At 75.8% G+C, this 25643-nt stretch carries 17 protein-coding genes and 1 pseudogene; 4 read left to right on the top strand and 14 right to left on the bottom strand.

Features of this window, described 5'->3' with window-relative positions:
- Positions 1 to 16: 16 nt before the first annotated feature.
- Positions 17 to 472: a hypothetical protein gene (locus ACX9I7_RS20705; RefSeq protein WP_459388143.1), complete on the top strand. Its 456-nt coding sequence runs from the start codon at positions 17 to 19 to the stop codon at positions 470 to 472.
- Positions 473 to 485: 13 nt separating this feature from the next.
- Here the strand turns inward: ACX9I7_RS20705 and ACX9I7_RS20700 are convergent, their stop codons facing one another.
- Together ACX9I7_RS20700 and ACX9I7_RS20695 are read right to left on the bottom strand one after the other, a co-directional pair.
- Positions 486 to 1133 carry an HhH-GDP family DNA glycosylase gene (locus ACX9I7_RS20700; RefSeq protein WP_459388142.1) on the bottom strand — a complete coding sequence of 216 codons (648 nt, stop codon included), beginning with the start codon at positions 1131 to 1133 and terminating at the stop codon, positions 486 to 488.
- A gap of 236 nt (positions 1134 to 1369) precedes the next feature.
- The gene (locus ACX9I7_RS20695; protein ID WP_387570741.1) at positions 1370 to 1570 is read right to left on the bottom strand and encodes a DUF2795 domain-containing protein; all 201 of its coding nucleotides are present in this window, start codon (positions 1568 to 1570) and stop codon (positions 1370 to 1372) included.
- Positions 1571 to 1720: 150 nt separating this feature from the next.
- Here ACX9I7_RS20695 and ACX9I7_RS20690 point away from each other — a divergent pair, with 150 nt between their 5' ends.
- A complete protein-coding gene (locus tag ACX9I7_RS20690; protein ID WP_387570738.1) occupies positions 1721 to 2686 on the top strand; it encodes an SDR family NAD(P)-dependent oxidoreductase in 966 nt (321 codons plus the stop codon).
- A gap of 134 nt (positions 2687 to 2820) precedes the next feature.
- Here the strand turns inward: ACX9I7_RS20690 and ACX9I7_RS20685 are convergent, their stop codons facing one another.
- The 11 genes and pseudogenes from ACX9I7_RS20685 to ACX9I7_RS20635 form a co-directional block, all read right to left on the bottom strand.
- Positions 2821 to 2988 (bottom strand): hypothetical protein, encoded by a 168-nt coding sequence (locus ACX9I7_RS20685; RefSeq protein ID WP_387570735.1) that lies wholly within the window; start codon positions 2986 to 2988, stop codon positions 2821 to 2823.
- Positions 2943 to 3571 (bottom strand): annotated as a pseudogene (locus ACX9I7_RS20680) (glycosyltransferase family 2 protein). Before ACX9I7_RS20680 ends, ACX9I7_RS20685 begins: the two are co-directional and overlap by 46 nt.
- Before the next feature lie 301 nt (positions 3572 to 3872).
- Positions 3873 to 5189, bottom strand: coding sequence for an MFS transporter (locus tag ACX9I7_RS20675; protein WP_459388141.1), 1317 nt, complete (start codon positions 5187 to 5189; stop codon positions 3873 to 3875).
- Between the two features lie 231 nt (positions 5190 to 5420).
- Entirely contained in the window at positions 5421 to 6629 is a 1209-nt protein-coding gene (locus ACX9I7_RS20670; protein WP_387570727.1) for an alcohol dehydrogenase catalytic domain-containing protein, read from the bottom strand.
- A gap of 91 nt (positions 6630 to 6720) precedes the next feature.
- The gene (locus tag ACX9I7_RS20665; RefSeq protein WP_387570726.1) at positions 6721 to 7791 is read right to left on the bottom strand and encodes a class I SAM-dependent methyltransferase; all 1071 of its coding nucleotides are present in this window, start codon (positions 7789 to 7791) and stop codon (positions 6721 to 6723) included.
- A gap of 5 nt (positions 7792 to 7796) precedes the next feature.
- Positions 7797 to 8996, bottom strand: coding sequence for a glycosyltransferase (locus tag ACX9I7_RS20660; RefSeq protein ID WP_387570724.1), 1200 nt, complete (start codon positions 8994 to 8996; stop codon positions 7797 to 7799).
- Positions 8993 to 9745, bottom strand: coding sequence for an alpha/beta fold hydrolase (locus tag ACX9I7_RS20655; RefSeq protein WP_386729559.1), 753 nt, complete (start codon positions 9743 to 9745; stop codon positions 8993 to 8995). The genes ACX9I7_RS20660 and ACX9I7_RS20655 overlap by 4 nt, the downstream gene beginning before the upstream one ends.
- A 35-nt stretch (positions 9746 to 9780) precedes the next feature.
- A complete protein-coding gene (locus ACX9I7_RS20650; protein ID WP_387570720.1) occupies positions 9781 to 10101 on the bottom strand; it encodes an acyl carrier protein in 321 nt (106 codons plus the stop codon).
- Complete coding sequence (locus ACX9I7_RS20645) at positions 10098 to 14843, bottom strand: beta-ketoacyl synthase N-terminal-like domain-containing protein (protein WP_459388140.1); 4746 nt, start codon at positions 14841 to 14843, stop codon at positions 10098 to 10100. The genes ACX9I7_RS20650 and ACX9I7_RS20645 overlap by 4 nt, the downstream gene beginning before the upstream one ends.
- A complete protein-coding gene (locus ACX9I7_RS20640; protein ID WP_459388139.1) occupies positions 14840 to 21766 on the bottom strand; it encodes an SDR family NAD(P)-dependent oxidoreductase in 6927 nt (2308 codons plus the stop codon). The genes ACX9I7_RS20645 and ACX9I7_RS20640 overlap by 4 nt, the downstream gene beginning before the upstream one ends.
- Positions 21767 to 21891: 125 nt before the next feature.
- The gene (locus ACX9I7_RS20635) at positions 21892 to 22761 is read right to left on the bottom strand and encodes a universal stress protein (RefSeq protein ID WP_387570711.1); all 870 of its coding nucleotides are present in this window, start codon (positions 22759 to 22761) and stop codon (positions 21892 to 21894) included.
- A 193-nt stretch (positions 22762 to 22954) separates the two neighbouring features.
- On the opposite strand from ACX9I7_RS20635, the gene ACX9I7_RS20630 reads away from it, so the two are divergent.
- Both ACX9I7_RS20630 and ACX9I7_RS20625 read left to right on the top strand, forming a co-directional pair.
- The gene (locus ACX9I7_RS20630; RefSeq protein ID WP_459388138.1) at positions 22955 to 23815 is read left to right on the top strand and encodes an alpha/beta fold hydrolase; all 861 of its coding nucleotides are present in this window, start codon (positions 22955 to 22957) and stop codon (positions 23813 to 23815) included.
- Positions 23803 to 25041, top strand: coding sequence for a hypothetical protein (locus ACX9I7_RS20625; RefSeq protein WP_459388137.1), 1239 nt, complete (start codon positions 23803 to 23805; stop codon positions 25039 to 25041). Before ACX9I7_RS20630 ends, ACX9I7_RS20625 begins: the two co-directional genes overlap by 13 nt.
- On the opposite strand, the gene ACX9I7_RS20620 is transcribed toward ACX9I7_RS20625, so the two are convergent.
- Positions 25034 to 25585, bottom strand: a complete 552-nt coding sequence (locus ACX9I7_RS20620; RefSeq protein ID WP_387570705.1) for a hypothetical protein — start codon at positions 25583 to 25585, stop codon at positions 25034 to 25036. The genes ACX9I7_RS20625 and ACX9I7_RS20620 overlap by 8 nt on opposite strands.
- Positions 25586 to 25643: the final 58 nt, after the last annotated feature.

Raw genomic sequence — 25643 nt, 5'->3', positions numbered from 1 at the left:
CCCCGAGGGGAGAGAGATGTCGAACCTGGTCCTGGCCCTGGCCGCGGTGGCCCTCACCGTCGCCGGAACCGTCTGGTACCTGCCGGCCGTGGCGGAGCTGCGAACCGGCGCCGACCGGCCGTTGTCCCGGCGCGTCTCGGCGGCCGGGTGCCTCACCGGATGGGGCGCCTGCGCGGGCGCCGTCCCCCTGCTCGTGGCCGGGGTGCCGGGGCCCGCGACGGGCAGTGCCGTGGCGGCGGGCGTGACGGCCGCCGGCTGTCTGTACGCGGTGGGCGGCGCGCTGCGGCGGCGCGAGCTGAGGACCGCCGCCCGCGACTGGTCCGAGCTGGCCGGCCCGGCTCCCGTCGTGGTGCGGGGGCACGGCCTCGGAGGGCGCGCGGCACGGCTGGCCGTCGCCTGGTGCCTGTCCGCGGTGGTGCTCGCGTCGGCCGGCACGGCCCTGCTGTTGATGGCCGCGTCCGGCCGTGCCTGACGCGTGCGGCCGGTCATGCGCCGGCCGCCTCGCGGACGTCCTCGGCCACGGCCTTGTCCAGCGCCGCCCTGATCAGGCCGGCGGCCAGGGCGGGTGTCTCGTCCCGTTCCACCAGCCGCGCCAGCGCACGGGAATCCTTCGGAAGACCGAGCCGCTCGGCGCCCTGGAGCGTCTTGGCGTCCAGGTAGGGGTGGACCTCCGGCCAGATCCCCTGGACCTCGCGCAGGAAGATGTCGGCACCCGTCGGGCCGATCCCCGGGACCTCCGTGAGCAGATCGCGCAGGCGGTCGACGTCGCCGTCCGCCTCCTCGCGCATGCGCCGCAGGTCACCGCCGTAGCGCTCCAGCAGCAGCTCGGCGGCGTCCCCCAGTTGGGTCGAGGTGCGCTCGTCGTAACGCCGGTATCCGCCCTCCCCGAGGGCGTCCACCCGCTGCTGCCAGGTCGCGTCGGCCATCGCACGGGCGTCCTTCATGCCCGCACCGGCCAGGGCGCGCGCCGACTCGACGGCGACGGACGCGCGGATCCGGGCACTGAGCAGCATGGCCAGCACCAGGAGCCGGTACAACGGCTGCGGGGTGTCCTTGAGCCGGATGCCCGCCTCCTCGGCGAACGTCCGCCCGTGGGCGCGCAGCAACGCCCGCGCCGTCTCCTTGTCACTCACGACGTGTCGCTCACGACGTGTCGCTCACTGCTTGTCACTCACGGCAGTTCACCTCGGCGGACCCGTGACGGTCGGGCCCCTCACCAGTGTCCCCCCGCGCGGGCACGGACGTCCTCGCCGCCTACTGGGACGGCGGGCTCGCCCGGCTGGTCCCGGCCGCCACCGACGCGGACTCCCGGACCGCCACCGCGTGAACCGGTGCGTGATCCGGTGACGGACCGGGGCCCGTCGGGTCCTCAAGTCTTGTTCTCCTTCACCGCGGCCTTGGTGACGGCGGCAGGCGAGTCGTACTCCTTCCCGGGCATGGCGCTGAGCGCGTCGATGGTGTCCTTCTTGGCTCCGTGCTTCTTGGCGTGGTCGACCAGCGCGTCCTTGGACGCCGGGTAGTCCATGCCCTTGAGGCACTTCTGGAGCTCGATGGGGTTCGTCTTGGCCATGGCCGCCGGGGTACCCCGCGCCGGTCCGGGACATGAGGCGCGCGCCGCCCGACCACCCGGGCGGCCGCCCGGACGGCCGCCCGACCGCCCCGGCAAGCACGACCGGCCCACCCGGAGGACACTGGTAGAGGCTCACCCGGGAGGTGGACTGTGCACCGCAAAGGACGGCTGGACGGGCAGGCAGCGCTGGTCACCGGATCCTCGCGCGGCCTGGGTCTGCTCATCGCGCGTGAACTGGCCCGTCGGGGCTGTTCCGTGATGCTGTGCGCCCGTGACGCGGCGGAACTGAAACGGGCCGAGGCGTTCGTCCGCGAGAGCCGCGGGAACGGCGCGCGGGTGCGCTCGGTCACGGCCGACGTGACCGGGCCCGGTGTCGCCCTGGAACTGGTGGACGCCACCACGGAGGCGTTCGGCAGCCTCGACGTGCTGGTCAACAACGCCGGTGTGATCCAGGTGGGGCCGCTGGGCGCCATGACCGAGGACGACTTCCGCTCCGCCATGGAGACCATGTACTTCGCCCCGCTGCGGCTGACCCTCGCCGCGCTGGAGGGCATGCGCGAGCGCGGCCGCGGCCGGATCGTGAACATCTCCTCGATCGGCGGCCGCGTCCCCGCGCCCCATCTGCTGCCCTACGACGCCGCGAAGTTCGCCGCCGCCGGGTTCTCCCAGGGGTTGCGGGCGGAACTGGCGCAGGAGGGCATCAGCGTGACGACCGTGCTGCCGGGGCTGATGCGCACCGGCTCGCACCGGGGCGCGCGCTTCAGCGGTCAGGCGGGGCGCGAGTACGCGTGGTTCGCGGCCGCGGCGGGACTGCCGCTGCTGTCGATGGACGCCGAGCGGGCCGCGCGGGCGATCGTCCGCGCCGCCGAGCGCGGCCGGCCGGAGCTGGTGCTGACCGCCCTGGCCAAGGCGGGCGTGCGGCTGCACGGCGTGGCGCCGGCGACGACGACCCGAGCGCTGTCGCTGGCCGCCCGGCTGCTGCCCGGCCCCGGACCGGACCCGCGGCACCTGGTGCCCGGGCACGAGGCCGCCCACGAGACGGGCTCGGCGGCGCTGGGCCGGCTGACGGTCCTCAACGACCGCGCCGCCGACCGTTACAACCAGCACGCCGCCTGAGGAGGCGGAGGTCGAAAGGCGTTCCGGCGCCAAGGCGCAGCGGACCTGGATCAAGGCCAACGCGCGGGCGACCGCCGAGGCCCGCCGCTGAGGCCGCGACTCACTTCCCGTGCCGGGTCAGTTCTCGCGCCGGGTCACTTATCGCGGGGGTGCTGCTTGCGCGGGGAGTCCTCGTCGTGCTCCAGCGCCTCGGGGTCCCGCCACTCCTCCGATCGCGTCATGCGGCCCGTGCGGGCCTGGTGCTGCGTCGCCTTCTTCAGTTCGTCGTCCTTCTTGGGGCCGTGCTTGCTGCTGCGCTCCATGACCACACCGTTCCTTGTCCAGGACCGTTCCGCCAGGACCGTTCCGTGTCCAGGGGGCCGGGGGCTCCCTCTCGTCCCCAGCCTAGGCGGCGTTCGCCCGGGCGGCGCGGCGGCCAGGACCTGGCCGAAGGCGGGGGCGGGTCCCCGGCACCCGGGCGGGCGGGCCGTTCCAGCAGCCGGATGTCGGCCTCCAGGCCGGGTGGCAGCGGGCGGCGGCGCGCGAGGGCGGCCGGGAGACGGGCCAGGGTCTCGGACAGGGCCGCGCGGGTCCCGGGTCCCGGTGGGCCGTCGCGGCGACGGCGAGGGTGGTCGCGCATGAGGCGGACGGCGCGGGACAGGGCGCCGGGCGCCCACCAGGAGTCGTCGTCGCTGAAGGCCGCGAAGGGCGTGGTCAGGCTCAGCACGCCGTGGGCCCGAGCGGGGCGCGGACCATGGCGGCGGTGCCGTCAGTGGAGGCGTCGTCGACCACGACGATCTCGGGGTTCTCGGGGAGGGCGGTGAGCCGGCCGAGGGCGGTGGCGAGCCGGTCGGCGCGGTCGCGGGTGGCTACGACGACGCCGACGGAGGCGTGCCGGGCGGTCACGGAACGCCTCCGGCCGGGGGTCCCGCCCGCTCGTCCCGTTCCGGCTCCGGGCGCCGCATGAGGGGCCGCTTCTTCCCGCCGCGGGCCGCGCCGTCGGTGCCGTCGCTCACCAGCAGGCGCATCGGCTCATGAACGCGGCCCAGGGTGCGGCGTCGGACAGCCGCCGGTAGGGGGCCTCGCGCTCGAAGCCCCTGGTCTCGCCGGGCCTGCGCGCCCGCAGGGCATGCGCGAACGCCGCCGGCTCCGGGAGTCAAACCAATACGGGCCGCGATCGTGTGATCGCGGCCCGGAGCGGTTCCGGTCAGGCGGCTGTCTGGAAGGCGGGCTCGGCGGCCCGTACAGGGGCGACGACGGCAGGGACCGCCGTGGTGCGGCGGCGGGCGAGGGTGCCGGCGCCGATGACGGCGACGATCACCACACCACCGATCACCAGCGCGCCGCGCTCACCGGCGCCCTGCACCAGCAGTCCCAGCATCGGCGGCCCGGCAAGGCTCCACCCGGTGCTCACGCTCCGCCACACGCCCAGCACCCGGCCGCGCATGTGCGCCGGAGGATCGGTCTGCAGCACGGTGGTGGTCGCGGTGTCGACGACCGACTCGGCGATGGCCATGGGCACGACCATCAGCAGCAGCATGCCGAGGACGGGGCTGAGCCCGGCCACGATCTGCAGCACGGCACCGGCCGCCGCCAGCAGCGCCACCAGCCGGACCGTGGGCCTGCGCAGCCGCCCGGCCACGACGGCGCCGACGATGCCGCCGACGGCGAGCAGGGCGGAGACCAGGCCGTAGGCACCCGCGCCGCCGTGCAGCGGGCCGGTGACCAGGGTGGCCAGGGTGAGCTGGTAGTTACGGCCCAGGACCGCGCTCACCGCGCCGATCACGGCCAGCGCCACCAGGGTGCGGCGGCTGAAGAAGAACGCCAGACCCCCACGGGTGTCCGCCTCCCGCTCGGCGGGCACCACCGCGGCGGGCTGCGGGTGCAGGCGCAGGAAGGGGATGACGGCGGTCACGAAGAGGAACGACAGACCGTTGACCACATACGCGCCCGCCGTGCCGATCACGGCGATGCCCACGGCGGCCAGGGCGGTGCCCGCCAGCCGGCCGACACTGTGCACCACCGAGCCGAGCGCGATCGCGGAGGGAACGTCCCGCTCGGGGACGAGATCGTTGCCCAGCAGCGAGGTCGCCGGGCCGTCGACGGTGGCGATCAGACCGGTGACCGCCGACAGGCCCATCAGCACCGGCAGGGACAGCTCGCCGAAGGCCACCAGCGCGGCCGTGGTGAAGGCCACCAGCGCCAGCATCGCCTGGCTCACCGCCGCGGTCAGCTTCCGCGGCCAGCGGTCCACCACCGCGCCACCGAGGAGACCGAACAGCAGACCCGGCGCGGCCTGCACCGACAGCGACAGCCCCGTCGCCGCGGCCGAGCCCGTCAGCTGCAGGACCAGCAGGTTCTGCACGGTCAGCTGCATCCACGTGCCCAGGTTCGACACCAGATTCGCCGCCGACCACCACCGCATACTCCGGCTGCGCAGACAACGCCACGCCGACCGATCACCAGAAACACCAAAACCGGCATGACGACGGAAACCACGGAAACTACGGAAGGGGAAGCGCAAAGGTCCGGTCCGGAGGTCGGGGCAGCGGGCCGGCCACCAACGCACCCCCGTCCGGGGCAGCGAGCACCCCACAGGGCACGGGCCGGGAAAACGCCGGGCCCGGCCCTCTCAGGGCGGCTCCGGCATCCCCGACATGGTCACAAGCGCTTCCCCACCCGGGGAAGCGCGTCCGATATGCGGTGGCTCACACCATGGAAACGCCCTGCTCACGGCCTGCCGGGGTGCCCCAGGTCACGCGGCCGCCGACGCCGGCGTCAGCAGCGTCTTGACCATCCCGTCCCCCTTGGCCTGGAACGTCCGGTACGCCTCGGGAGCGTCCTCCAGCGGGAGGACGTGCGTCGCGAAGCCCTCGACGCCGAGCGTGTCCGCGTCGTCCAGCAGCGGGAGGATCTCCCCCGCCCAGCGCCGGACATTGGCCTGGCCCATGCGCAGCTGCACCTGCTTGTCGAAGAGCGTCATCATCGGCATCGGGTCGGTCATGCCGCCGTACACGCCGGAGACGGAGACGGTGCCGCCTCGCCGTACGATCGCGATCGCGGTGTGGAGCGCCGCCATGGCGTCGACGCCGGCGTGTTCCATCAGCTTCCGCGCCCATGGGCCGGGCAGCAGCCCGGTGAACTGCTGGGCGGCCTTCCAGCCGGGTGAGCCGTGTGCCTCCATGCCGACGGCGTCGATGACCGCGTCGGTCCCCCGGCCCTCGGTCAGCTCCTGGACGGCGGCGACCACGTCGCCGCCGTCGGCGCTGTGGTCGCGCAGGTCGAGCGTCGTGACGCCGCGCGCGGCGGCCCGGGCGAGCCGTTCGGGCACCAGGTCCACGCCGATGACCAGGCCGGCGCCGCGGTGGAGGGCGATCCGGGCGGCCATGTCGCCGATCGGCCCCAGGCCCAGGACCGTCAGGCTGCCGCCGGGCGGGACGGCCGCGTACTCCACGGCCTGCCAGGCCGTGGGCAGGACGTCGGAGAGGTAGACGTACCGCTCGTCCGGCGGCCCGTGCGGCACGCTGACGGGCATGGTGTCTCCGAACGGGACGCGCAGGAACTCGGCCTGCGCGCCGGGGACCTGGCCGTAGAGCTTGCTGTAGCCGAACAGCGCGGCACCCTTGTCGTGCGACCGCACCTGGGTGGTCTCGCACTGCGACTGCAGGCCCTGGTCGCACATGAAGCAGTTCCCGCACGCGATGTTGAAGGGCACGACGACCCTGTCGCCGGCGGCGACGGCGGTGACGTCGGGGCCGGTCTCCTCGACGATGCCGATCGGCTCGTGACCGAGGATGTCCCCCGTTTCCAGGAAGGGCCCGAGGACTTCGTAGAGGTGGAGGTCCGAGCCGCAGATCCCGGTCGAGGTGACGCGGACGATCACATCCGTGGGTTCCTCGATCCGGGGGTCGGGAACGGTCTCCACGCGGACGTCACGCTTCCCGTGCCAGGTCAGAGCCTTCATGTCAGCTCCCTCGTGCTGCCTCGTGCGCGTTCGGAAGCCGGAACTCCGGCCTCTCCAGCTCACGCCCCGCGCCCTGCGGCCGCAACCCGGGTCAGCCGCCGTCGACGCCTCCCGCGCGTGCCACCACCCGGTACGCGTTGGAGAACCGGGTGCGGCGGACGAGCGGGGCCGTGAGCTGCTCGAAGACGAAGGCGGCGATCAGCAGGGGAACGGCCGCCCGGAAGAGGGCGGGGCGCAGGACCCGCCGGAGCGGACCGGGCGGGGCGGGGTGCCAGGGGGCGTCGTCCCGGGGCAGGAACCGGCTCAGGGCGAGGAGGACCGCGCCGGCCAGGTCGACGGGGATGTGGGGTTCCCGCCGGTCGACGGCGACGACGGTGCAGCCCAGCGACTCCAGTTCGGCGCACAGATTGGCCAGGGGGATGAGGTGGAGGTGCTGCGGCTGGAAGTACGGGACCCACCAGCGGCCGAGGATCCTGGCCGTGAGGCACTCGGGGTCGGGCACCTCGATCACCAGGTGGCCGCCCGGTTCGAGGACCGCGAGGGCGGCGGCGAGCTCCTGGCGCGGGTCCGGGGTGTGTTCGAGGCAGTGGAACATGCTGACCACGTCGTAGCGGCCCGCCAGCTTGGGCGCGAGGTCGGTGAGCCGGCCCCGGTGGCCTTCGGTGACGCGGCCGAGGCGCTCGGCGTGCTCCACGCCCTCGCCGATGTCCAGGCCGTCGAAGACGGTGGACGGGTGGATCTCCCGGGCGGCCTGTGGGAAGTGGCCCTTGCTGGTGCCGACGTCCAGCCAGCGCTTCGGTCGGCGGAACGGGAGGACGGAGCGGGCGGCGGCGAGGTAGCGCTTGCGGGTGAATCCGGCGTCGGCGATGCCTTTGAGGGCTTCGCCGCTGAAGCCGTCGTAGAAGTCCCGGTAGTAGAAGTCGAGGCCGTCCGCCGTGAGCCGGGGGTTCTGGAAGGAGTGGGCGCAGTCGCGGCACTGGTCGAGGACGAAGGTTCCGGGCTTGCGCTGGAGCAGGTCGACGGTGCGCAGCCGGGTACGCAGCCGGGCCGATCCGCACCAGGGGCACTCGGTGCTGCGGGGGTGGTGGAAGCGCTCCGTGCCCAGGGCGAGTTCGCGCTGGTAGGCGGGGCGGAGGCGGGCGGCCTCGGCGCGTCGGTCCATGGGTTTCACCGTCTTTCGGGTCGTGCGGCGCGGGCCGCCAGTCGTTCGAGGTGCGCTGCGGCTGCCCGGCTGCCTCCGGCCGCGTGGAAGGAGTCACGGACGCGGTGGGCGGCCGCCCGGTACCGGGGATCGGTGAGGACGTCGTCCAGCGCGGCTCCGATGGTGTGCCGGTCATCGCGGCCGAAGCGCACCCGGACGCCGGCGCCCGCCGCCGTGACCTGGGTGGCGACCACGGGCTGGTCGTCCCGGATCGGCGCGACGACGAGGGGCACCCCGTGCCACAGGGACTCCGCGACGGTGTTGTGCCCGGCGTGGCAGACGACGGCCGACGCCCGTTCCATCAGGGCGAGTTGGGGCAGCCGGGTGGCGGTCAGCACGTCGTCGTCGGACATCCCGCCGAGTGCGCCGCCCGGGTCGGCGATCACCGCCTGCGTGGTGCGGGCCCGCGCGCGTACGGCCACGGCGCACTCGGTGAGGAAACGGTCGCCGGTATCGGTGTTGGCGGTGCCCAGGGAGACGAGCACGGTGGCCCGGCCCGGGTCCAGCCATTCCCAGGGGAAGGGGACGCCGGGGGTGCGGGTGGCCGGGGCGGGTCCCACGTAGCGGCTCTGCGGCCGGTGGACCGGGGGCTCGCCCGCCAGCGCTCCGGTGGTGAAGACCAGGACGAGGTGCGGTGAGAAGCGCGGGTCGTGGGTGTACGCCGGGTCGCCGAGGGAGGTGCGCAGGCCGCCGAGCAGCCCCGCGATCCACTCCTCGACCTTGGGCGTCGCGGTGAGCGCGGCGGAGAACTCGGCGGGGGTCGTGGCCGAGGTGGCCCAGGGGACGCCGAGCCGTTCGGCGGTCAGAGCGCCGGCCAGCGCCTGCTGGTCGGCGACGAGCACGTCCGGGCGGAAGGCGGCGACGGCCTCCCGCACGCCGGGCGCCATGGCCGTGGCGAGCGGCCCCAGGAAGTCCTCCCACAGGAAGCGCAGCGCGGCGAAGCCACGCAGTGCCGGCGGTCTGCGCACTTCGCGGAGGGTCGCGCAGGGGTACGTCCGCGCGTCGGGCCCGGCCCACTCCCGGATGAGCTCGGGGCAGCCGGCCCAGCCCACCCGGTGGCCGCGTCCGGCGAGTTCGGCCGCGACGCCGGCGGCCGGATTGATGTGTCCCACGAGCGGTGGCACGACGAAGAGGAAGCGCCGGCGCCTCTCTCCAGGACCGTTCATGTCCTTGCCGCCGCCCCGGCCCGGTGCCCCGAGCCGAGCCAGTCCACGAGGATTCCGGCGACCGTCCGGGGTGCTTCGACGAGGACGGAGTGGCCGTACCCGTCGACGCGCACGGTGCGGCAGTCGGGAAGCAGGGACTCCAGGTGGGGTGCCGTCTCCGCGAGGTCGGAGGCGCCGCCGTAGACGGCGAGGACGGGCACGTCGAGGGTGCGCCAGCGGTCCTCGGCGGGAACGCGGCTGGCCGCGATGTCCTCGGCGGCTGTAGTGCCGTGCAGCAGCGGGCAGGATCGGCGGCCCAGTCTCGCCTCGTGCCCGCCGTAGTGCTCCGCGAGCCAGGGCAGGGCCCGTTCGTCGCGCAGCCGCCGCGCCGCGTCGGCGAGGATGCCGCTGAGTTTCCCGGCCCAGGCCGGGGTGGGCGGTTCCGACTCGACGACGAGGACGCTGGCGAGCCGGCCCGGGTGGTGGAGCGCGTAGTCGAGGGCGACGGTGCCGCCGAAGGACGTCCCGACGAGGTGGACGTCGCCGGACGGGCGCAGGCCGTCGAGGAGGGCGGCGAGGTCGCCGGTGAAGTCCTCCAGGCGGTAGCCGCTGGCGGGGCGCTCGCTGCGGCCGTGCCCGCGCTGGTCGTACATCACCACCTGGTGCCCGGCGGCGGCACAGGCGGGGGCGACGGTGAAGTAGTAGCTGGCGAGGTTGTCCATCGCGATGCCGTGCACCAGGACGACGGTGGCCCCGCCGGGCCGCCCCATGCGGGTCACGTTCAGCCGTGGGGAGCGGACCGCCGTCACCGCAGGCAACCGGCGACGTAGCGGACGACCTGCCCGACGGAGAGCCCGATGATCTCCGGCAGTTCGAGGGAGGCGAAGAACCGGGGGAAGTCGACGCGGTCGCCGTACCGGCTCCCGAGCAGGCCGGTGAGCGTCACCAGGTCGATCGACTCCAGGTCCAGGTCCTCGACGAACCGCGTGTCCATGGTGAGGGGCGTGGCCGCCAGCTCGACCGGGTCGAGCACGGCGGACATGGCCTCGGTGAGCGCGGTGAGGACCTCGGCCTCGTCCGGGCCATGGGCCGGGGCGGACGCGTCGGGGGTGGGGGTGGTGGTCACGGGGTGTTCTCCTCCTGGTGCTGCCGGGGGTGGTCGTCGGCCTCGTCCCCGGTCCGGGTGGCGTCCTCGGTCCAGGCGACGACGTACCGCCGGGGACGCAGGCCGGAGGGGTTGGCCGTCTCGGCGAAGGACACGGAGTGGACGCGGCCGGAGGGTGCGCGCACGGTCGTCCGGCCGTCCTCGTCCAGGCGCACCCGGAAGTCGCGCGGCCGCCCCATCAGCCCGGTGCCTTCCGCCTTGGCCGCGGCCTCCTTGGCCGCCCAGACGCGGGTGAGGGCCCGCGGCCCGCCGCCGAGCCGGTCGAGGAGCGTCTGTTCGTCGTCGGCGAGGACGGCGTCGCGGGTGGCCGCCGGCCGCTCGCGGATCTCCTCGATGTCGATGCCGACGGGCGCGGCACCGGCCGGGCGGACGAGGGCGACGGCGGCCTCTTCGCAGTGGGCGAGCGACAGGGCGAGCGGCGGGAGCTCCCGGCCGTGGACGCCTTCCGGGTGCGGCCGTCCGTCAGCGTCGTTGCGGACGCGGATCTCGGCGGGGAAGACCGGCCCCGCGCCGCGTTGCCACAGGTGGTGGCGGACGGCGTCCTTGGCGGCGATCCGGCCGAGCAGCCATTGCCGTCTGCCGCGCGGCGGCCGCTCCGCGTAGGCCCGGCGCTCGGCGCGGCCCATCAGGTTGCGCACCGTCAGCTCGCGGGAGGCGGGATCGGGCCAGTGGTCGAAGACCAGATGCCAGCCGCCGTCCCGCGCCTGGGCCACGGTGCTGTGCCCGGGCCGCCGCCGGATGCCCTCGGTGACGGCCGGCGAGTCGAACCGGCGGTCCGCCCAGCCACGGATCTCGCACCAGACCGTGCCGTCGCGGCCGAGCTGGAGGTCGGCCGTCAGCAGGGTCTCCGTGAGCGAGGTGACGCGGATGTGGCAGTCGACGCGCGTGCCGGGGGCCGGTTCCGGGCCGTGGAAGCGGATGTCGCGGATCCCGGAGGGCAGCACGACGGTGCGGTCGGCGCGGGTGGCCATGAGCCAGTAGCCCAGCAGTTGCCCCGCGTTGTCGAGCAGCGCGCCGGGGGCGGGCGGGGCGGTGAGCACGCCGCGTACGTGCCGGTCGCCGAGCGCGGTGACGGCGGTGACGCCGCGGAAGAGCGGGCCGTGGAACATCCACCGCTCCTCGTACATCCGCCGGGCCGAGACCGTGGGCACGGATTCGCCCGCCGGTACGGGCCAGGCGGCGGGTGGTGCCGGGTGGCGGGGCGCGGTCTCGACGTCGGCGCGCGCGTACCGGCCGAGCTCGACGTGCCGGCGGTCCGCCCGTCGCCCGTCCGGGGCCACGGTCACGGGTACGTCGACGGGCGGCTCGGCGGCCAGCCATTCGAGGAACCGGGCGTCCCGCACGGCCACCGGTGTGCCGCCCCCGGCGGCCGCCACCGCGTCGGTCATGTGCCGGACGAGCGTCGTGGCGGGCACGACGGGCCAGCGGTCGCCGAGGTCGGGCCAGCCCGGTCGTTGGGCGAAGAAGCAGTGGTCCACCAGGTAGGGCATGGTGTCCAGGCTCACCCGTAGCACGGGACCACGATGGACGGCGGCCGTCCCGGCCTCGGGCCGGGCGCCCGGCCCGGCGGGCGGCGGGCCGGACGCGGCCCGGGAGGCCGGACCGGAGGCCGGACCACGCACCGGGCCACGCGCCGGGCCGGGGGCCGGACCGGGGGCCGGACCACGCACCGGGCCGGAGGCCGGGCCAGACGCCGGGCCGGGCAGCGGGCCGGAGTCGGCACTGGACGCCGGGCCGGGCACCGGACCCGACGCCGGGTCGAGCATCGATCCGGGCGCCGGGCCGCCGCCTGCCGCGCGCGGGGCGGGCGCCACCGCGTGGCGGGGTGTCTCCAGGGCCGTGAAGACGGCCGTGGCGGCGTCGGCCGTCTCGGCCAGCAGGTCCCGCAGCTCCCCCGCCTCGGGGAAACGCCCGGCCACCGCGTCCAGCCGGTCCGGCCCGCCGAGGGATCCTCTCAGAGATCCGCTGAGGGCCGTGCGCAGCCGGTCCCGTGTCGCGGGCTTCAGGGACACGGGGCCGGCGTCCAGCGCCAGTCGCACCCCGGCTCGTGCGCCGGTCCGTCCGCCGGTGGGCAGGGCGCGGAAGTCGGGGTCCGCCCCGAACGCCCACAGCCCGGCCACGACCCGGCTCAACTGGGGCAGGGCGCCCCGGCGGGCGTGCACCGCCGTGACCGCCAGGTGCTCCCGCTCGCCGAGCGTGTCGCCCACCAGGGCGGGCAGTTGGCCCTCGCCGGCCTGGACGAAGGCCCGGAACCCGGCGGCGTGAAGGGCGTCGACGAGGCCGCGGAAGCGGACCGGCTCCAGCAGGTGGCGCACGAACAAGTCCCGCACCGCCGGGGGGTCGTCGGGGAAGGGAGCGCAGGTCGTGCCCGACCACACCGGCGTCGTGGCCCGGTGGAGGGTGAAGCGCTCCATCGTCTCCCGGATCGGCCCGAGGTACGGCGCCAGCATGGGCGTGTGGAAGCCCGAGGCGAAGGGCAGCCGTCGGCCGGTCACGCCCTCGGCGCGCAGCCGTTCGGTCACGGCCGCCACGTGCCGCGCCGGGCCGCAGACGACCGTCTGGTGGGGCGCGTTGTCGTGGGAGAGGACGACCTCCGGCACCCCCGCCAGGGCCGCCGCGACCCGGGCGGCGGGCGCGCCGAAGGTCACGTAGGCCAGGTCCGGCACGTGGAGCGCCCCGGGGTCGAACGTCCGCAGGAACCCTTCCACCTCGCCGTCGGCGAAGATGCCGCCGACGCCCATCGCCGCCCATTCGCCGACGCTGTGGCCGGCCAGGGCCTCGGCCTCGATGCCGCACCGCCGCAGCACGGCGGCCAGCAGCCGTCCGCTGTCGACGACGGCGGCGCCGTGCTCCGCCACGTCACCGACCCGGGCCGTCCCCCAGCGGGGGCGGGGCAGCCCGAAGTGGCGGGCGAGGTCGTCACCCCGGTCCGTGAAACGCGCTTCCAGGCCGGGGAAGAGGAAGGCGGTGCGCCCACCGCCGGCCGGTCCGAGCACCGGCCGGGGCGCGAACCACACGTCGCGCCGGCCGCCCCACGCCCGGCCGCGCGCGACCAGCTTCCGGGCCAGGGCGAGCCGCTCGGCGCTCGGCCCGGCCACCACCAGCCGCGCGCCTCCCGTACCCGTGCTCGGGACGCGCAGACTCGGGTCGTCGGCGTCGAGCAGCGCGCGCAGCTCCTCGGGCGTGCCGGCGGCGAGGCGCAGCACCGGTTCGGGCTCGGTCACGGCCGTGGTCACCGCACCGGCGCGCGGGCGGACCGGGCCGGGGGCTGTTCCGCGGGCCGGGCCGGGTGGCGGGCGGAACTCCTCCAGCACCACGTGGGCGTTGATGCCGCCGAAGCCGAAGGCGTTGACCCCGGCCCGCCGGGTCTCCGCCTCCCAGGGGCGCGCCTCGGCGGCCGGGCGGAAGCGCGTGGCGAGCAGGTCCGGGTGGGGGTCCTCGCAGTGGAGGGTGGGCAGGAGCGTCCGCCGGTGGAGGGCCAGCGCGGCCTTGATCAGGCCCGCCGCCCCCGCCGCCGGCATGGTGTGGCCGATCATCGACTTGACCGAGCCGATCACCGCGTCGGGAGCGGCGGGAGCGCCGGGAGAGCCGGGAGCGTCCGCGCCGTCCGGCGGGCCGAAGACCCGGCGCAGCGTGGCGATCTCGGCGGCGTCCCCCTGCGGCGTCCCGGTGCCGTGCGCCTCCAGCAGGCCGATCGACCCCGGGGCGCGGGGGTCCACGCCCGCCGCCTCCCAGGCGAGCCGCACCGCCCGTACCTGGCCGTCGGGGTCCGGCGTCACCAGGCTCGCGGTGCGCCCGTCACCGGCCACCCCGGCCCCGCTCACCACCGCGTACACCCGGTCGCCGGCGCGTACGGCGTCCGCCAGCCGTTTGAGGACGACGACGCCCGTCCCCTCGCCGATGAGCACCCCGTCCGCCTCCCGGTGGAAGGGACGGATCCGCTGCGACGGGGACAGCGCTCCGAGCCGGGCGAAGACGGACCACAGCGTCACGTCGTGGCAGTGGTGCACGCCGCCCGCCAGCATCACGTCACAGCGCCCGGCGGCCAGTTCCGTGATCGCCTGCCGCACCGCCAGGAGCGACGAGGCGCAGGCCGCGTCGACCGTGTACGCGGGGCCGCGCAGGTCCAGGCGGTTGGCGACGCGCGAGGCGGCGAAGTGGGGCACGAGCCCGATCACCGAGCCGGGGTCGTCCGGTCCGAGCGCCTCCTCGAAGGCGGCGCGGACCCGCGCCAGGCGCTGCTCGCCGAGCTCGGGCAGCAGCTCCCGCAGCGTGCGGACCAGTTGCCCGGCGGTGCGCACCCGCTGGTCGAGGCGGGCGAGCCCGGCCGTCAGATAGCCGCCGCGGCCCAGTACCACCCCGGCGCGGGTCCGGTCGCTCGTGGCCAGGCCGCCCGCGTCCGCGAGCGCGGCGGCGGCCGTGTGGAGGGCGATGAGCTGATCGGGTTCGGTGGCCGGGACGGCGCCGGGCATGATGCCGAACGCGGCCGGGTCGAAGCCGGCCAGCCGGTCGTCGACGAACCCGCCGCGCCGGCAGTAGATGGCGTCGGGCCCGTATGCCTCCTGGTCCCAGCGGCCCTCGGGGACCTGGGAGACGGCGTCGACGCCGGTGACGAGGTTGTGCCAGTACTGTTCGAGGCCGTCCGCGCCGGGCAGGGTCACCGCCATGCCGACGATGGCCACGGGTGTCTGTCCCACTGTCACGGCTGCCACCCCGGGGCGGCGTGGACGACCTCGTCCGTGTCGTCGTCGCCCCACGCGAGTTCGCCGAGCAGTGCCGCGACGCCCTCCTCCGGGGCGATCAGGCCGATGCCGCGCCGCGCGTACTCTCGGGCGAGCTCGGGGCCCACCATCCCGCCGTGTTCGGCGTCGGGGGCCCACGGCCCCCAGTGCACCGTGAGCGCGCGGGCGCCCGTGGCCCGCCGCCACCGCCGGCCCAGGACGGCGAGCGCGTCGTTGGCGGCGGCGTAGTCGGCCTGGCCGCGGTTGCCGGAGACGGCCGCGACGGATCCGAACAGCACGACGAACCGGGGTGGTTCGGGGATCCGGCGGAGCGCGGTGAGCAGCGCGCGGGCCCCTTCCGTCTTGGTCTCGTACACCCGGCGGAAGGAAGCCGGGTCCTTGTCGGCGATGAGTTTGTCCTCGACGATCCCGGCGGCGTACACCACGCCGTCGATCCGCCCGTGGCGGGCGTGGGTCTCCTTGACCGCCTGCTCGACGGCCTCCGCGTCCCGCAGGTCGACGGTGCGGTAACCGGCCTGTCCGCCGGCGGCGCGGATCCGGTCGAGGGTCGCGACGGTCCCGCGCCGGGCCGTGATCAGGCCCACCTCGCGTTCGATCCCGGCCGGACCGAGGCGGCCGTGCGCGGCCAGCGCCGCTCGCAGCGCGGCCCGGCCGCTGACGCCCGCCGTGCCCGGTGGCTCCGCGGCGTCGATGTCGCCGGTGCGGCCGAGCAGTTCCACCCGGCAGCCGGAGGCGGCGGTGAGCGCGACGGCGAACCGCGAACCGATCCCCCGCGCGCCACCCGCGAACAACACGACGGCCTCGGGCCCGAGCCCAAGCCGACCGACGGCCTGCCGGGCGACGGCCGACCGGTCAGTCCCTCGCCGGGCGGCCACCGGCCCGTCAAGCGTGGCCACCGGGCCCGACGCAGCCACCGCGCCCGGCGCCGCCACCGGGCCCGGTACCGCCGACCGGGCCGGCGTGGCCTCGCGGGGCTCGGCGACGGCCAGGCGGCGACCGCGTTCGGCGCGTTCGATGACGGGTGCGCGGTCCGGTGCGAGCAGTTCTCCGAGGATCGCGTCGACGACCTGCGCGGCGGACCATTCCCGGGGGACGGACACGACGCGGGCGGTCGTCCCCGGGTATTCGCGCGCCACGGTGCGGAAGAAGCCGCCCAGCCCGGCGTCCCCCCGGTCGCCGGGGTCCGCCTGGCGTACGCAGAGCAGCCAGCGCGGTCCGCGCCGCAGCAGTTCCTGGTAGCGGGGGAAGGTGTCCGGCAGCACGGAGCCCGCCGCCTCCTCGCCGGGGCCGACGAGGTGGATCACCCCGTCCGGCCGGCCGGAGTCCTCGGCCGTGTCGCCGCCGGACAACGTGACGCGCGCCTCCAGCTCCCGCAGCCGCCCGGCGAGGGCCTCCGCAAGAGGGCCGTTCTCGTTGTCGAGGACGAGGAAACGGCTGTCCCGCAGCACCGTGGAGCCGTCCGCCGCAGGCGCGTCGTCAAGGGGCACGGAGCGCAGGACGTACCGCCCGGGAGCGGTACCCGTCGTACCGGTACCAACCGCCTCCGCGGGGACGGCAGAGAGGGCGGACGCGGGCCGCTCCCCCGCCCGCGCCGTCAGCCATTCGGCGATCTCCACCGCGGTGCGGGCCCGGGCCAGCGCCTCCACGTCGGTGTCGGCGGCCGACGGCAGTTCCAGCCCCGCCCGTGCCAGCCGCTGCACGAGCTCGCCCGCGATCTCCGTCCGCTTGATGGAGTCCACACTGAGGTCGGCCTCCAGATCGAGGTGGGGCTCGATCATCTCCCGTGGATAGCCGGTCCGTTCACTGATCACCGACAGTACGGTGCCCAGCACGTCGGGCCGGTCGGCCGCGGGCCGACCCCCGGACGCGGCGGGGACGTCGGCCACGGCCGGCACCCGCTCGGGGACGGTCACGGGAACCGCGCCGTCGTCTCGCCGCCGATCGCCCAAGTACGCGAGCAGCACGTCCCGCTGCGCCGCCACCGCCTCGCGGCTGCCGCGCAGGAACTCCCTCAGCAGCGCCTCGCCGGACCCGGCCGCCGGGCCGGAGCTCACGGCCCGCCCCACAGCCGCGAGCTCCGGCCCGGGACCTCCGGACCGCGCCGGCCTCAGCGCTCCCGGCGGGAACGCGCCCTCCGCCGTCCGGACCAGATGGCCGTCCACGATCCACCCCGGCCGCTCCGGCAGCCGCTCCGGATCGGCCACGACCGCGTCCCGCCCCGCGAACAGGGCCGCCGCGTCGACCGGTACGCCGCCCGACACGGCCAGCCGGGCCAGCGACTCCAGGTGCCCGCGCAGCCCCGCGTCGGCGTGCGGCTCGAAGGGCACGGCCAGGTGCGGGCGGTCGCCGAGCGTGGCGCGGACGAGCCCGGTGAGGGCCGTGCCCGGGCCCGCCTCGACGAAGACGCGGGCACCGGCCTCGTACATCGCCTCGATCTGCTCGGCGAACCGCACCGGCGCCGTGATCTGCCCGGTCAGCCGGGCCCGCGCACCGGCCGCGTCCGCCGGGTACGGGGCCGCCGTCTCGTTGGACCACACCGGGAACTCCGGGGCCCGAAAGGGGCGTTCGGCGAGCACCGCGCCGAACGCGCCCGCCGCCCCCTCCATCACCGGGCTGTGGAAGGCGCACGCCACATCGAGCCGGCGGGCCCCGAAGCCCGCGTCCTCCAGCGCCGCCACCCCGAGCCGCACCGCCTCCTCCGGGCCCGAGACGACCGTCTGGGCCGGGGAGTTACGGGCGGCGATCACCACCCGGCCGGCCAGTCCGGCGGCCTCCAGCACAGCCTCGACCTCCGCCGCTCCCGCCGGCACGGCCGCCATGGCGCCCGGCTCGTCACCCGCCGCCGCTGCCATCGCCCCGGCCCGCAGCGCGCTCAGCTCCGGCAGGGCGTCGGCGGGGAACACACCGGCCGCGCACAGCGCCACGAGCTCCCCGTACGAATGCCCCGCCGCCATCGCCGGGCGGATCCCGAGCTCGGCCAGCACGTCGTGGACGGCCAGACAGGCCGCGCCGAGGGCCGGCTGCGCGTTGCGCGTATCGGCGAGCCGGCGCCGCCGCGCCTCGCGCTCGTCCGGCCCGAACGCGGCCGGCGGGAACATCCGGGACACCGGAGCGCCGCGCAGATGCCGGCGCGTCTCCGGGAACGCGACGAACAGCTCGGCCAGCATGCCGGGCCGCTGGCTGCCCTGCCCCGGGAACAGGAACGCCGTCTCCCCCGCGACCCGCTCGGGCCCGGGCAGGAGCACGCCCGGCCCTGACCGCCCGGCCAGCGCGGCCCTCAGCAGCCCGGGCAGTTCGGCCGGGGACGACGCGACCACCGCCGCGGTGACCGGCCCGGCCGCCGTGTCCGCCGCCCGGCGTGCCGCCGTCAGCGCCAGATCGCGCAGCCGCCACGGCCGCCACACCGCCTCCGCGTCGCCGGCGTCGCGGATCGCGTGGGACTCGTTCGTCTCCGCCAGCCGCAGCAGGTCCTCGATCGCCGCGTCGCCGCGGAAGAGGAACAGCTCCGCCGGCCAGCCGCCGACATGCCGCCGTGGCGGCACGTCGTCCCCGCCCTCCAGCACCACGTGGTAGTTGGTGCCGCCGAAGCCGAAGGCGCTGACGCCGGCCACGCGCTCGGCGGCCGGCTCCGCCGCCCAGGGCAGCGCCCGGTCGTGGAAGACGAACGGGCTGCTGTCCGCCCGCCACGCCGGATCGGGCCGCCGCAGGTGGAGCGTCGGCGGCCGCACCCCGGTGTGGAGCGCCAGCGCCGTCTTGATCAGCCCGGCCAGGCCGGCGGCGCACTTCGTGTGGCCGATCTGCGATTTCACCGAACCGGCCACGCACCCGCCCGGCTCCGCGCCGGCCGCCGCGAACACCTCCGACAGCACGCCCAGTTCCGTGCGGTCGCCGACCGCCGTGCCGGTGCCGTGCGCCTCCAGCAGGCCGACGCGGGCCGGGGAGATCCGGGCCTGCGCGTAGGCCCGCTCCAGGGCCGTGCGCTGCCCCTCCGGCCGTGGCGCGGTCAGCCCGAGCGACCGGCCGTCGCTGGACGAGCCGACGCCCTTGACCACCGCGTAGACCCGGTCCCCGGCGCGGCGCGCGTCCGCCAGGCGCTTCAGTACGAGGCACGCGACGCCCTCGCCCAGCGCGATGCCGTCCGCGTCGGCGTCGAACGTACGGCAGCGGCCGGTGGGGGACAGCGCGCGCACCGACGAGAAGAGCAGGTAGTCGTTGATCCCGTTGTGCAGGTCCGCTCCCCCGCACAGGGCGACGTCCGCGGCTCCCGTCACCAGTTCCTTGCACGCGGCGTCGAGCGCGGCCAGCGAGGAGGCGCAGGCCGCGTCGACGGTGAAGTTGGCCCCGCCGAGCCCGAGCCGGTTGGCGATCCGGCCCGAGACGACGTTGGCCAGCATGCCCGGGAACGAGTCCTCGGTCAGCCGTGGCAGCCGCTCCTCCAGCTCCTTCGGGAGCCGCCCGCCCAGATAGGACGGCAGGACGGTCCGCAGGGTGATCGCGTGGGACAGATCGCTGCCCGCCTCCGCGCCGAAGACGACGCACGTACGGTCGCGCGGGAACGCCCGGTGCTCGTACCCGGCGTCCGCCAGGGCCCGGCGGGCCGCTTCCAGGGCCAGCAGCTGCACGGGCTCGACGGAGGCGAGCGAGGAGGGCGGGATGCCGTAGCGGAGGGGGTCGAAGGCGATGCCGGGCAGGAAGCCGCCCCACTTGGACGCCGAGACGTCCCCGGCCCGGGCGCCCTCGCCGTGGTGCAGCGCCGGGTCCCAGCGCGAGGCGGGCACCTCGGTGACGGCGTCGGCGCCGCCCAGGACATTGGCCCAGAACGCCGGCAGGTCGGGCGCGCCGGGGAACATGCAGGCCATCCCGACGATCGCGACGTCCAGCGGCTCCGGCACGGGCGGCCTGTCCCCCGCGCGGGAATCCGATGTGTGGTCCCCGGCCGGGGACGCGGACCTCCGCTCGTAGAAGGCCGCCGCGCCGTCCGTCACGTCCCGGTGGAGCTCGGCCACGGTGGTGACGGCCTGCCGCAGCACCGCCACTTCCCCGGCCATGAAGAGGCCCTCCTCCGACTGCCGCCGCTCGTCCACCTCCCGCAGCGCCTCGCCCACCCGCTCGACGCCCTTGCTGGCGACGCGCAGCCGCCCGATGTTGAGCCGTTCCAGCCGGTCCCACGCCTCCCGCCCGGAGATCCCCTCCCGGCGCAGCTCCTCCTTGTGGGCGGCGTAGGCGTCGGTGTACGGGCTCGGGGCGCAGCGGATGACGTGCCCGGGGGCGGCGTCGAGCAGGACCGTGCGCTCCGCCGCGGCGACCGTGCGCTGGAAGAGCGGCCGTACCGCGCCGCACTCCACCGCCTCGCGGCTGAAGAGGTACGCGGTGCCCATGAGCAGGCCGACCGCCACCCCGCGCTCGGTGAGACCCGAGGACAGGGCGGCCACCATGGCCGCCGACCGGGCGTCGTGCACCCCGCCCGCGAACAGCACCTCGACGCCCGCCGGCCCGTCGTCCTTCCGCGCGGCCAGGAAGTCGGTGAGGACGCCGAGCTGGGCCTCCCACAGCGGGAAGGCGTTGCGTGGCCCGATGTGGCCGCCGCACTCGGCGCCTTCGAAGACGAACCGCCGCGCGCCGGCGGCCAGGAACTGCCCGAGCAGCCCGGGGGACGGGGCCTGGAGGAACGTCCGGATGCCGAGCGCCTCCAGCGCGGCCGCCTGTGCCGGGTGGCCGCCGGCGAGGACGGCGTGGGAGGGGCGCAGCTCCCCCACGGCCTCCAGTTGCGCGGCGCGCACCGGCTCGGGCGCGAAGCCCAGGATGCCGACGCCCCACGGCCGGCCGTCGAGCGCGGCGCCCGTCTCCTTGAGGAGCGATCGTGTGCCGCCGGGGCCCGCCAGGGCGAGCGCGACGACCGGGAGCCCGCCCTCGTCCGCCACGGCGGCCGCGAACCGCGCCTGGTCGCTGACGCGCGTCATCGGCCCCTGGACGACCGGGAGGGCGGTGCCCAGCGCCCGGCTCATGGCCGAGCCGGGGCGCAGCAGCCGTGGTGCGCCGGGGTCCCGGAGCGCCTCGTCCACGGCGGTGCGCAGGGCGCGTACGGCGACCGCCGCGGTGCGGTGGTCGCGGGCGAATCTCTCCGCGAGGAACGCGTCCTGGCCGAACGGCACGGCGCGCCCGCGCGGCGCGGACCGAAGGGCGGGGTGGCCGGGATCCAGCACGCGTCGCCCGTCGAGGACGGTGGTGCCGGTGCCGTCCGACGAGCGCAGCAGGCGGGCGAGCCAGGAGGGGGTGGCCGCCTCGGCCAACAGCGCCAGTTGGACGTCGAGCACGACTCCGGCGGCTCCGGCGATCGCGGCGGCGGCGGCCGTGCGGGGCCCGATCCCGCCGCACGCCCACACCGGTACGCCCAAGTCCTCGGCTGCCAGGAGCTGTTGGAGGAGCACATAGGTCGACAGCTCGCCGGTGGGGCCGCCGCATTCGCTCCCCCGGCCGATGACGCCGGCCGCGCCGACCCGTACGGCGGCGCGTGCCTCGGCCAGCGAGCGCGCCTCGGCGAGCACGGTCACCTTCCGCGCCCGGTCCACGGGCCATCGCACGCCGGGGGCCAGGAGGACCGTGCGCGGTCCCGCCTCGGCGTCCGGGCCGAGCACCTCCTCCGGCCGCAGCGCGCACCCGTCCGGGATTCGCACCCCGAAGGCGCCGTGCGCCCATCGGCGCATCTGGCCCAGTGCCTCCCGTGCCCGGCGGTCACCGCGTCCGAGATCGAGCACTCCGAGGCCGCCTGCCGCGCAGACGGCGGCCGCGATGCGCGCGTCGGGTTCGCCGAAGGGACTGACACCGATGACGGTATGCACCACGGAGGCGTCTCCCCACCACGCGCACGACTGGTCGACTCTCATCACCGTGGCATGGAAGATCCGCCGGCGGTAAGGGCGTCCGGCGGGGCGCGCGGCCGCAGTCGGGGGGACGCGAGGCGGTGGCGAGCGCCCGTCGGGCCGCCCGGGACCCGCGACCTCACGAGGCGTCAGGGCGCCGCCGGGGCCGGGGCGATGATCAACGGGCAGTCGGTGCCGTGGATCAGGGTACGGCTGGTCGAGGCGAGCAGCGCTTCCTTCAGTCCGCTTCTTCTGCGCGTGCCGACCACGAGGCAGCGCGCGTGGCGGGACGCCGAGGCGAGCATCGCCGCGGGGTCGCCGACGAGGACGTCCTGCCGGACCTCGACACCCGGGTACCGCTCCCGGTACTCCGCCAGGGACTCCGAAAGGTCCGCCCGGACCTCCGCCAGGGCGTCGGCTCTCCCCGCGTCCCGGGGCGTGCGGACCAGGATCGCGACCAGGCCCAGCCCGCGCAGGAACGCCTCCTCGAAGGCCAGGTCGACGGCGACCCCCGCCGAGGGCGAGCCGTCCGCCCCGACCGCCACGGGCGCGTCGTCCGGCACACCGGGGAGCGGCTCCCGCACGAGCACGACCGGGCAGGCCGGATGTCCGCTCAGGGCGTCGGCCTCGTCCCGGGGGGTGAAGAGCGAGTCCGCCACGGCGTGGCGTGGTGTGGGCAGGACGACGAGACTCGCGGACCGGGCGGCTTCCCGCAGGACCCGTGCGGGTCGCCCGGCGGCCGGCACGGTGTCGATCTCCAGCTCGGGGTGGTGGCGCAGCGCCTGGTCGCGTGCTTCGCGCAGCAGCGTCTCCCCTCGCGCGTGGAGGTACGTCGCCCAGGTGTGGGCCCGGCTCTCGGGTTCCGCGTCCGGCAGGGTGATCGCCGCCCCCGCCTGGACGTGCAGCAGCCGCAGAGGGAGGCTCCGGAGGGCCGCCTCGTCGGCCGCCCAGCGCACGGCGTGTTCGCCGAGGGGCCGGTCGGTGACCTCCGCGAGCACGGCCTGCCGGCTTGCGACCATCCGGGACCTCCTCCGGTCTGTCCTGGCCTGCTCTCCGTCTCCCCTGCTTTTTGTCTCCAGCGTGCGGCTCTCTGTCTCCAGCGTGCGGCCTTCGCCGGCATCGCGCACGGGGCGGGCCGGGGTACGGGCCTCCGGGGCATGGGAGCGGTGCGTCCGGGCATGCCTATGGCTGTCGGTACTCACCTGGAGTGCGATGGACACACTCACGACGGGGACGCTCGCGGTGCCGGGCGCCCGGCTGTACTACGAGGTACGGGGTGCGGGGCCGCCCCTGTTGCTCATCACCGGTGGCAACAGCGACGCGGCCGTGTTCGAGGGCTTGGCCGCCGTGCTGGCCGCGCGCTTCCGCGTCGTCTGCTACGACCCGCGCGGCATCTCCCGCAGCGTGCTCGACGGGCCGCCGGTGGAGCAGCGGGTCGAGGTGCACGCGGACGACGCGTCCCGTCTGCTGGCGCGGCTGTTCCCGGCGGGCGAGCCGGTCCATGTGTTCGGCAGTTGCCTGGGCGCGCTCGTGGGGCTGGAGCTCGCGTCACGTCATCCGGGCCGGGTGCGGGCGGTGGTGGCGCACGAGCCGCCCGCCCTGGGCCTGCTGCCGGACGCCGGGGAGCACCTCGCGCTCGTCGACGACGTCCTGCGGACGTTCCACCGCGAGGGGGTGGCGCCGGCCCTGCACAGGCTCAGCGCGCTGTTCGGCGGCCGTCCCGCGCCGGCGCTGCCCCAGGAGCGCGACAACACCGCGTTCTTCCTGGCCCATGTCATGCGCCCCGCCACCCGGTTCGTGCCCGATCCCGCCGCGCTCGCGGCGGTGGCGGACCGGGTCACGATGGCGGGCGGCCTCGATTCGCGGACGTATGTCATCCACCGCCCCGCGGTGGTTCTGGCGCACCGGCTGGGGCACCGGCCCGTGCTGTTCCCGGGCGGCCACGCCGGATACGCCGGGCGGCCCGGGGCGTTCGCGGAGCGCCTCGTCGAGGTCTTCGCCGCCCGGCCGGCGGGCGGCGGCACGAAGCGGGGCGGGGCCGGCGGTCCGGGGGCGCCGACGTGCGTATCGTGATGGGGGCGCAGAACTGCGGGTTCGGCCCGGTCGCCGAACTCGCCGCGGTCTCACGGCTGCTCGCCGGCCACGAGCGGGTGTTCGTGGGTGACGGTGTGGCGGCGTCCTTCGCGCGGGCCAACCCGGACGTCTTCGACGACATCCGGCCGGTGTCCGGGTCCGTCGACGCCCTCGTGGAGTCCGGCGATCACGTGGTGTCGGCGATGGACGCGGACCTGGCCCTGCGGGCCGTGGTGGCGCGACGGCCGGTGGTCATGGTGGACAGCCTGTTCGGCTTCTGGCGGCTCGGGCGGCCACTGGCCCGGATCCGTGACCTGTGCGAGGGGCTGCCGCGCTCCGGCTACGCGGCGGCTGACGCCCACCTCCGTGGGCTCTCCCCGCACGAGCGGATCGTGGCCGCGCATCTGCTCGCCACCGACAGCGTGGTGCAGAACTTTCCGGGGATCGACGCGCGCCTCGCCGAGTTCGCCGCGCTCGGGTCGGGGCCCGCCGTGCACCTGACCGGCGCGATCATCGATCACACCGGCCTGCCGGCGCCGGGTGCGGCGCCGCCGGAGTACGACCTGCTGGTCAATGTCGGTGGTTTCAGGAACTTCCTGCTGGATTTCGAGTCGAACAACGACTACCTGTCGCTGCTGGGGCGTCGACTGGAGGACCTGCCGCGCGACTGGCCGCGGTTCCGGCGCGTGCTGGTCTGCGGTGGCCCCTTCGCCGGGCGGCGGGGGCGAACCGTCTCGTTCGCCGGCCGGGAGACCACGTTCCGTTGCCTGCCCCAGCGCGAGCTGCTGCGGCAGGTGGTGAACACCCCCGCGTACCTGATGGCACCGGGGCTGACCGCGCTCCACGAGGCGCTGGCCCTGGACCGGCTGCCGCTGGCACTGCACGAGCAGCACTACGCCCACGTCTTCACCGTGCGCCGTCTCGGCGGCACGCTCTTCGGACGGACCGCCAACCGGTTCTCGGACGTCGTGCCGTACGACGACGTACCGGAGGAGGACTTCGCCGGCACCGCGGCCCTGGTGCGGATCGCGGGCCGGGTACGGGCCGACGAGGGCCTGTACGCCGCGTACCGGCGTTCCTTCAACGAACGCGTCGAGCGTCATCTCTCGCTCACACCGGCGCAGCGCCGGGACGGCGTACGGGAGTTGCGGGACGTTCTCGGAGGTGAGCCTGTCTCCTCGGTGGTGGCCAGGATCTTTCGGCCGGGCGGCCGGGGCCTCATGTGATCGTGAGCGTCGTCACTCCCGTCGCGCCCGTGAAGCCGGTGGTGAGGCACTGCAGCACGCCCGGTTGCGGGAGGGTGATGATCTCGACAGCGGTCCGGCCCTTGAACCGGCCCTCGACGACCTTGCCGGTGATCGTGGTGACGACCTGGCCCGCCACCTCCGTACTGCTGCCGCTGATGTCGGCGACGCTCGTGTCGCCGGTGCTCCAGCGGAAGGTCCGCCGCGCCGTGAAGCCCTCCAGGAGGTCGTCGCAGCCGGCGAACAGCCCGAACGTCTCCCGGTACGAGCCGCTCCGCACCTTCCCTCCCACGTCGACGCACGAGACGAACCGTCCGTCGGTGGTGACGTCGAAGTGCCGTGGCCGGAGGGTGACTCCGGGGCTGTAGGAGACGGACTCGGTGCCCTGGCACTGCAGGAGGACCGACCGCTGGTCGTGGTCGTGCGCCGAGGCGGACGTCATGGGCGTCGCCGCCAGAGCGAGGGCGGCGGTCGCCGCCGCCAGGGCACGGGTGCGTGAACGCCGGCGTGATCTCTCAACGGTCATGGTCCGTGGCATCCCCTGCCCGGACGCCCGCGACACGGGCGTGCGGGAGTGACCGGAG

The sequence above is a fragment of the Streptomyces sp. L500 genome, from assembly GCF_054551825.1.
The sequence above is the reverse complement of the archived record's forward strand: the minus strand, read 5'-3'. Positions and strand labels throughout refer to the sequence as shown.

What these genes read in the sequence shown, in the direction of transcription:
- ACX9I7_RS20705 (WP_459388143.1), top strand. Translation starts at nt 17, where the DNA reads ATGTCGAACCTGGTCCTGGCCCTGGCCGCGGTGGCCCTCACCGTCGCC.
- ACX9I7_RS20695 (WP_387570741.1), bottom strand. Translation starts at nt 1,570, where the DNA reads ATGGCCAAGACGAACCCCATCGAGCTCCAGAAGTGCCTCAAGGGCATG.
- ACX9I7_RS20685 (WP_387570735.1), bottom strand. Translation starts at nt 2,988, where the DNA reads ATGGAGCGCAGCAGCAAGCACGGCCCCAAGAAGGACGACGAACTGAAG.
- ACX9I7_RS20670 (WP_387570727.1), bottom strand. Translation starts at nt 6,629, where the DNA reads ATGAAGGCTCTGACCTGGCACGGGAAGCGTGACGTCCGCGTGGAGACC.
- ACX9I7_RS20665 (WP_387570726.1), bottom strand. Translation starts at nt 7,791, where the DNA reads ATGGACCGACGCGCCGAGGCCGCCCGCCTCCGCCCCGCCTACCAGCGC.
- ACX9I7_RS20660 (WP_387570724.1), bottom strand. Translation starts at nt 8,996, where the DNA reads ATGAACGGTCCTGGAGAGAGGCGCCGGCGCTTCCTCTTCGTCGTGCCA.
- ACX9I7_RS20655 (WP_386729559.1), bottom strand. Translation starts at nt 9,745, where the DNA reads ATGGGGCGGCCCGGCGGGGCCACCGTCGTCCTGGTGCACGGCATCGCG.
- ACX9I7_RS20640 (WP_459388139.1), bottom strand. Translation starts at nt 21,766, where the DNA reads ATGAGAGTCGACCAGTCGTGCGCGTGGTGGGGAGACGCCTCCGTGGTG.
- ACX9I7_RS20635 (WP_387570711.1), bottom strand. Translation starts at nt 22,761, where the DNA reads ATGGTCGCAAGCCGGCAGGCCGTGCTCGCGGAGGTCACCGACCGGCCC.
- ACX9I7_RS20630 (WP_459388138.1), top strand. Translation starts at nt 22,955, where the DNA reads ATGGACACACTCACGACGGGGACGCTCGCGGTGCCGGGCGCCCGGCTG.
- ACX9I7_RS20620 (WP_387570705.1), bottom strand. Translation starts at nt 25,585, where the DNA reads ATGACCGTTGAGAGATCACGCCGGCGTTCACGCACCCGTGCCCTGGCG.